Source organism: Salinivibrio sp. MA440, from assembly GCF_001996265.1.
Lineage (GTDB): Bacteria > Pseudomonadota > Gammaproteobacteria > Enterobacterales > Vibrionaceae > Salinivibrio > Salinivibrio costicola.
In genome coordinates this window covers 1-8076 of sequence record NZ_MUFI01000072.1, presented here as the reverse complement: position 1 = coordinate 8076, position 8076 = coordinate 1, and the positions used below count along the sequence as shown (strand labels likewise).

Below are 8076 nucleotides of genomic sequence, written 5' to 3'. Positions count from 1 at the left end.
AAATAATCCAGCCAATTAAAAATTCAATCCCAGATCCAATTGTAAACTTCAGCATAGAAAAGGTTTTAAACCAGCTATTTAAAGAGGAGAAAATAAAAGGAGAGCTTAGTTTTATCGCTGAAAGGATCATTGAGATTAATGTTAAAGACATTGATTTTTCTATGTTTTTTACTCTTAAAAACGAAAAAATAAAAGCACTCAGAGGGCCTCAGGAACCTGACGTAACGCTATCAGCAACCGGTGATGCGCTTATTTTATTGATCTACAACAAGGTTGACCCTGATACGTTATTTTTCAACCGAAAATTAATGGTAAAAGGAAATACCGAATTAGGGTTACATCTCAAAAATTTTTTAGACACTATCGAGGTACACCAAAAGCTACCAAAGATTATTTATTTAATCGGTGATCGTTTTAGTGATTTTATTTACAAAGAGAAAAGTGAAACAATACCTCTCAATTAGTTAAGCTATTTTGAAGCACGTCAATAGGTAGTTATGAGCACAATCATTTGGGATAAGAAGTTAATCGAAAAATACAATATTAACGGCCCCAGATACACATCATATCCGACGGCATTAATGTTGTCTGAACAGTTTTCTCAAGATCGCATCGCCAATGCACTGAAGACGACCGGCGATGAACTGTGCTTATATCTACACTTACCATTTTGTCATAAACTCTGCTATTACTGTGGCTGTAACAAGATTATTACCCGCCACCAGCATAAAGCAGACAAATACTTAGACTACCTCGCACAAGAAATGGCGATGTATCAGCCATCAGTTAAAAACAAGAAAATTCGTCAAATTCACTTAGGCGGGGGAACGCCTACCTTTTTGACCGAGAAACAACTGACACGACTGATGAGCTCGATTCATCAACATTTTACCTTTGCCGAAAACCCAGAGGTGAGCATTGAAATAGATCCGCGCAGTTGCAGCGATGAAAAACTGTATCACCTGCGTGATCTTGGATTTAACCGTGTCAGTTATGGCGTACAGGACTTTGATAAGAAGGTACAAATTGCCATTAACCGCGTGCAGGATGTCGATCTTATTGCACATCAGTTAAAACTCAGCAAAGAACTGGGCTTTGACTCAATTAACCTCGACTTAATTTATGGCCTGCCGTACCAGCGCCCGGAGACCTTTAAGAAGTCGATAGAGCAGGTCATTGAAATGAGCCCCGATCGTATTTCCGTATTTAGCTACGCGCATTTACCACAGCGCTTCGCTGGGCAGAAGAAAATATCGGAAGAGTCCATTCCACAGCCGTCAGTTAAGTTAAGCTTGCTCGAACAAGCCATTACTCAGCTCAACGACGCGGGCTATCAGTTTATTGGCATGGATCACTTTGCTAAAAAAGACGACGGCTTAGCCATTGCCCAACGCGAAGGTCGCTTACAGCGTAACTTCCAGGGTTACACCACAGGCGGTCAGGACGCATTACTAGGCTTGGGCGTGTCCTCTATTAGCCAGGTTAATGGTGTGCTATGGCAGCATGAAAAAGAGCTACCAGCTTACTACAAAATAATAGATGACGGACAAAAGCCCATTGTTAAAGGCATGGCATTGAACGACGAAGACAAAGTGCGGGCAGCACTTATTTCACAAGTCATATGCCACTTTGAGATCGATATAGAAATTTTTAAAGCCGAGTGGAATATCGACGATTTCTGGGCACACTTTGCTGAAGCCATACCGCTATTGAAACCGTTTATTGAAGACGGCTTGGTCGACGTATCCGACAAAAAACTCCGCGTCACAGAAATAGGCCGCCTCTGGGTACGCAGCATTTGTGCCTGTTTCGATGAGTACCTAAATCACGGTCAAAATCGCTACTCCAAAGTGGTTTAATATGAAGAGGCCAGATTGCCTTGTACGATTAATCAGGAGATTGTATGAAAAATTGTCATTGGGAGCCTTCCGAACAGCAGGATCAAATTGCGTCACTTGATGAGCTTAGGCAAAAGTGTCCTGTTGCCCAAAGCGAGATGTTAGGTCATGCGGTACTAACGCATAGCGATGTCCGCTCGGTTATCGAAGATCATGAAACGTTCAGCAATGCAGCAGGCTCCCACTTGTCGGTTCCAAACGGCATGGATCCGCCAGAGCATGGTATTTTTCGAGAAGTGATTGAGCCGTACTTTAAGGCTGATCACTTACGGGATTTTGAACCCACTTGTCGGCAAATTGCTCAGGCTATTATTAGCAGAATTACACCGAATACGGCATTGGATGTGGTCAGTAAAATCGCAAAGCCTTTTGCATTACATATTCAGTGCGCCTTTCTCGGTTGGCCAGAATCGCTAACAGGAACACTAGGCGAATGGCTTGAAGCCAACCAGCAGGCCATTGTGAATAACGATAGAGCAACGTTAAAGCAAAAGGCAGATGAGTTTGAAACATTGATTCATGAACAGCTCGACGTTCGCAGACAATCAGGCTCAGCCAAAGACGACAATACATGCCGCCTAATGCATGAAACAGTCACAGTGAATGGCGAAACGCGCCACCTTCACGAAGCGGAAATTGTCAGCATTTTACGCAACTGGACCGCTGGCGAAGTTGGCACCATTGCTGCAGCCATTAGTAGTATTTTCTACTTCTTCGCAGAAAATCCTCTTGTTGTAGAGCAAATACGCAACGGCAACTTAAATACCGACGGCGCCATAGACGAATTACTCCGCATTGACCCTCCACTTATTTCAAACCGCCGTCGCGCAACCAAAGACACCGAAATATCCGGCTGCCCTGTCAAAAAGGGCGAAAAAGTGACAGTGCTCTGGGCCTCAGCCAACCGTGATGAGTCTGTATTCGGCAAAGCCAATACATTTAACCCCGAACAAAACAAAGCTAAAAACCTACTCTACGGGCGTGGCATACATGTTTGCCCCGGCGCACCGCTAGCCAGAATGGAACTTCGTATATTCACTGAAGAATTACTAAAACACTTCGAGGCGTTCGAGGTAACCGGTGAATCTAAGCGAGCCAATTACCCGTCTGGCGGGTTCAATAATCTTATAATTAAAGTAACGGCTACCGAAGAGAAAAGCTCTACAGCAAATCAAAACTCAATACAGATAAAGCAGCAGCAAGAACAGATAAAGTAAATAACTGCCGCGACAGAAGAAATCTCTTCAACTTTGGAGCGGATATCCCGAAACACTCAACAAGTTGTATAAGTCTTAAAAAATGCCAATGTAGTGGCCCATTAACTACCCGATAGCATGGAGTCTATGAGTTAGGTTGGCATATAGACCATCACAGGCTCTCAGGAAATCAGGGAAGTTATCGAAGAGCAATCTCGTCTTATCCGAGTTTTACAGGATCATGGCGACGAAGTCCACGTCCAAGAAATATTTGAACTACTATTAATCGGAGTAATTAAGACTGAGTGTAGGTGCAACGTGGCTGTGATTTGGAATGAAAAAAAACTTGAATTCGAAATTTTCCCATGGAGTCAGAATTTCGAGACCGGATTGGACGATATTGATAATCAACACCGTATGCTTGTCGATATCGTAAATCGCCTGGCCTCGCAATTCTCTTCGATAAATTCAGACGTGAACAGCGCTACAATACTGGACGAGCTTGAAGATTATGCCAAGTATCACTTTGAGTACGAGGAAAACGTTTGGAAAAAACATTTTGGTCAGTCAAAAGACACAAAGAATCACCATGATGCTCACCAAACTTTTTTTCACAAAATCAGAAAATTACGTCAAACCACTGAACGGCACGAAGCAGTGTTGGCAAATTTGTTTAACTTTATTACCCGTTGGCTAGTCTTCCACATATTGGAATCGGATCGCCGCCTAGCATTAACAATTCAGGCGATGGACGATGGCATGGATCTCTACGCCGCAAAAACGTATGCAGATATGCAATTAAATGGATCAGCATCAGTGCTTGTTTCCGCATTATTAGAGATTTACGGGAAGTTATCAGCCAACACTATTCAATTAATACGCGAAAAAACGGCCAGAAAGCAAGCCGAAGATGAATTGCATCAGTTACAACAGGATCAACTACTAAAAGCCTTAGACAAGCAAGCAGTTGATCATCAAAAACAATTAGAGTTCTTGGCGTATTCAGATTCTCTAACCGGCTTGTGGAACCGAAATGGTCTCGTTCGCTGTATTCACGAGATGCGAGACACGATCAGATCAACAGACCAATTTTCCATAATATCACTGAACTTAGACAATTTTAAAGAAACTAACAAACAGTTTGGAGAGGATGCAGGAGATCATGTGCTATGGTTTTTTTCACAACGCTGGCTCGATGTTTTGCCTCCAGGTGCTACCGTTGCCAGAATATCTGGTGATCAGTTCGCTGCTCTCCTGCCAAATGGGTACCAAGCGGAGCCTGTTTTGCAAGTTGTACAAGAAAGCTGCAAGCATCCGGTTGTTTTTAATGATAAAACAATATCAATCCGTTTTACAGCGGGGATTTTCCTTTTCTCTGCAAATGAATTTAAAGATGGATCTGATGTAGACGCACTCCTGAGGTTCGCAGATCAAACGCTTTTTAACGCTAAACAGGAAGCGAAGGGTAGCTGGCTGTTAATGGATGCAAACCAGAAAAAAGTTCATCAATCACGCCAACGGTTACTCACGGAAATCCGTGAAGCTCTGAAGGTAAAACAATTTCAGTTGGTCTATCAACCGAAAGTAAACCTAAGAACAGGTTCCGTTCTAGGCGTTGAGGCGCTCATCCGTTGGAAGCATCCAGAAAAAGGATTGTTATCTCCAGCGTATTTTCTATCAGAAATCGAAAATCATCCCCTTATTGTGGACATTGGTAGATGGGTTATTGAAGAATCGCTGCAGCAGATGCACAAGTGGGATCAAAAGGGGTTGAACCTAACTATGAGTGTTAATGTGGCTGCTCTTCATCTTCAATCTCCAGCCTTCTCAGACGAACTTCAGCAATCGTTCGATCGTTTTCCGGAAGTCGATCCGTCGCGATTTGATCTTGAAATACTAGAGACCGCCACGTTGGGCGATCTTCAATCCTCGGTGTTGGTGATTAACGAATGTCGGAGCATGGGAGTAACGTTCTCTCTTGACGACTTTGGTACGGGCTACTCATCTTTGGCTTATTTAAAACAATTACCTGTTCAGACAATAAAAATTGACAAAGAGTTTGTGAGCGGTGCTGATGAAAGAAGGGAAAATATATCGATTCTAGAAGGCATAATTGCATTGGCAGAAGCATTTGATAAAAAGGTTATCGCTGAAGGTGTAGAAACAATTGAACAAGGTGAGCTTCTGCTCGAACTCGGATGTTTTCACGCCCAGGGTTACGCTATGTCGCCACCTTTGCAGCCAGAAAGACTTCCGCAGTGGCTCGCCAGTTGGAAGCCATTCCTGCAATGGACTCAAGGACACAAAAAATAAGTGAGCTATTGGCAAAGATGGTGTATCGAGATCATGCACTAGCCTATTGCGCAGTCTCCATTTATTTCACGCCATCGATTAAACGAACATCCCTCACTACACCAGCCAGTCGCTTAAAACCTCGTCCTGGTCCCTGCGCGATCTCTGGTTAAGAAAGTAACTGTTTCACTTCTTCTCACAAACTTTCAGAAGGGAAAGCTAACATAGTGTCATAAATGCAAAGAAGGAGTTTAACTCCCTCTTTATTTACAGATGGACGTGTCAACTTAACTTGCCTTACGCAGCCCTATATTAGCCTGTGCCGCACAGTTGATTGTCTGCGTCGCCTCGTCGCGATGGTAATGACGAGCTGTGTGCTCTTTACGACGCCCAGCGCTGAACGCAGAAACACGCTTAAGGTAACCAATAACTCGAGTGCCGTAATCAATGTTATTGGAGTGGCAGCTTGAGCATTCACTTAATGTGCGTTTATCGATGTGTTCACACTCGTTACAAATAGTGATTTTGACGTTAATGCAGAAGTAGTTACAGCCGGTTTTCGCAGCGATATTCAGCAACGACAAGTAACCCGTGGTGTTCAGTTTTTCATCGAGGTTTAGGTGTAGTGCGGAGCCGCCGTCTAAATACTCCACCAGTTCTTTACCGTGCATAACGAATTTATCTAAGGCATTGGTTTCATCGTCCTCAACGACATAGAAGTACGAGTTGTAGCACTCGCGCGATACTTTATAACCGTCGGCTTTGTCCCATTTTGCATTCTTAACACCTAAGTTTTCTGCAGGCACAAACTCGGTATTAAACATATAACCGTATTCCGCTTTGGCGGCTTTATTGGCGTCATAAATAACCTTCAGGTGACGTTTGACAAAGCTCTTATACTCTGGGTTATTGCTTGCTCTAATGCCTTGAGATTCCGCGGCTTCGACCATGCCGTTAATGCCAATGGTCAGGAATTGTTTGTCCAGACTAATAAAACCAGCGTCATAGACTGTCAGCATACCCGCTTCTTTGTACTCCTCCATCAGCTTGCGGTAAGCCACTTGATACTTATGAATTTTGCTAATTTCCTCTTCTAAGTCACGACCGTCCTGCACTAGACGGTTCATATTAATGGTAATGACATTGATAGAGCCTGTCGCAACACCGCCGGCCCCCAGGGTGTAAGAGAAGGTATTGTCGCTAATTTCCGAGCGCAGACGGCAACAGGACGCAAGTGAGTCGGCATTGTCTGACAAATACACAAAGAACGAATTACCGTTGGCCAATTCAGCCGCCATTTTTTCGCGAAGACCTGATCTTTACAAGCGCCGTCTTCCGTTAACATGGCAACGGTCACAACTGGGAAGGTCAAAATAGACTTTTCACGCTCTTTATTGAACCAGTCTAAGAAGAAGTCCTGCAAAGCACTGACGGTTTCCCACTTAGGTTTACTAAAGTCTCTCGGAAATACGAAGTCGCCAAACATGCTATCGAAATAGTGCTTGTCGTACACAGAAATGTTCCAGAACACACTTTGATAACCGCGTGCAGCCGCAGGTTGATTAATCGCATACACAACGTGCTGTAAGTGATTTTCGATTTGCTTGCGGTGCGTGTTTAAGTAGTCATCACCGTAGTCTTTACGCGCGAAATAGTCGAAGTAAGTTAAGAACTCAACGGTTGCCACAGCGCCAGCGTATTGCGAGCTAACCGCAAAAACAAAATTCACAAAGGAGCCACAAAACGACTCTAAATGTTTAGGCGCCAGCGACTCACCACCGAGTTTCGTCAAGCCGTCCATTAAAAACGGATACATAGTCACTGACACGCAATATGGCTTCAGACTGGTCTCATCGTGCACGTAAATTTCATGATTTTCTATTTGACGTACGTATTCTTTCGCTAAGTTGTCGTCGAACAACGCCGCAATTTTGTTACTAACCTGCTTGCGGTTAACCTGTACGAAGAAGTCTTTCATCAGCTCAGCTTCTAAGGTCGCGATATTTTTCTGAGTAACGTTCGCGTTGGCGTCCATTTTCGAACCGTCCGCCGCATTCTGTGCGTTCAGGTAATCCGCAATAAAGTCTACTTTTTCTGAAACCTGGTCGTCGTTTAAACGCAACATAATTATTCTCCTGTCAGAAACTTGCAGTTCAGTAGCTGCTTTGTTCTTAAATCATAAAATTTTTGGTTGGTATGGGGGCTGTCTAAACCGCCCTTTTCGGCTATCCATGGCCCGGTTTTTAAGTACGTCAACTGCTCCCTGATGCGCAAAGAGACATCCTCGTAACCTGTATAAAGGCAGGTTTCCAGCCCTTCTGCGCGAACTCGTTTTAAGTGTTTTATCAGCGCTTCTGGTTGCCATTCACCGCCCAGAAACAACACGCACGTAATGAGCCCTGTGTACATAGTTAAGCGCTCCTGTAAGTAGTCTTCGGTCAACGCTAAACCGCTGCCGACTGGCCAACTGTCCACACTATGACAACCTTTACACCCGACCGGGCATCCGGTGATGGTGTAAGCTAATGCCACTTCACCCGGCACTTCCTGCCAAACAATCTGTTCAGAGCTGTAATGTAGCTGTTGCGGATAGCCTGCCATAAAAAACCATATCTAGAGATCAAATTCAAATATAGCACTACATATTGTGCCTTGATAGCATAGATGACATAAAACACTGTGCATTGATC

At 43.9% G+C, this 8076-nt stretch carries 7 protein-coding genes; 4 read left to right on the top strand and 3 right to left on the bottom strand.

Features of this window, described 5'->3' with window-relative positions; genetic code table 11:
• The 4 genes from ubiT to BZG80_RS15155 form a co-directional block, all read left to right on the top strand.
• On the top strand, positions 1–464 hold a 464-nt coding region (gene ubiT / locus BZG80_RS15170; RefSeq protein WP_077679734.1), incomplete at its 5' end, for a ubiquinone anaerobic biosynthesis accessory factor UbiT.
• A gap of 33 nt (positions 465–497) precedes the next feature.
• A complete protein-coding gene (gene hemN, locus BZG80_RS15165) occupies positions 498–1859 on the top strand; it encodes an oxygen-independent coproporphyrinogen III oxidase (protein WP_077661625.1) in 1362 nt (453 codons plus the stop codon).
• Positions 1860–1903: 44 nt separating this feature from the next.
• Entirely contained in the window at positions 1904–3115 is a 1212-nt protein-coding gene (locus BZG80_RS15160; protein ID WP_077679733.1) for a cytochrome P450, read from the top strand.
• 297 nt (positions 3116–3412) lie between these two features.
• Positions 3413–5407 (top strand): bacteriohemerythrin, encoded by a 1995-nt coding sequence (locus BZG80_RS15155; protein WP_198532966.1) that lies wholly within the window; start codon positions 3413–3415, stop codon positions 5405–5407.
• A gap of 266 nt (positions 5408–5673) precedes the next feature.
• Here the strand turns inward: BZG80_RS15155 and nrdD (BZG80_RS16250) are convergent, their stop codons facing one another.
• The 3 genes from nrdD (BZG80_RS16250) to nrdG are packed head-to-tail and all read right to left on the bottom strand — an operon-like array spanning position 5674 to position 7987.
• Positions 5674–6591, bottom strand: coding sequence for an anaerobic ribonucleoside-triphosphate reductase (nrdD, locus tag BZG80_RS16250; protein ID WP_274533715.1), 918 nt, complete (start codon positions 6589–6591; stop codon positions 5674–5676).
• Positions 6510–7511 (bottom strand): anaerobic ribonucleoside-triphosphate reductase, encoded by a 1002-nt coding sequence (gene nrdD, locus BZG80_RS16245; protein WP_198532965.1) that lies wholly within the window; start codon positions 7509–7511, stop codon positions 6510–6512. The genes nrdD (BZG80_RS16250) and nrdD (BZG80_RS16245) overlap by 82 nt, the downstream gene beginning before the upstream one ends.
• 2 nt (positions 7512–7513) lie before the next feature.
• The gene (gene nrdG / locus BZG80_RS15145) at positions 7514–7987 is read right to left on the bottom strand and encodes an anaerobic ribonucleoside-triphosphate reductase activating protein (RefSeq protein WP_025744752.1); all 474 of its coding nucleotides are present in this window, start codon (positions 7985–7987) and stop codon (positions 7514–7516) included.
• Positions 7988–8076 lie beyond the last annotated feature (89 nt).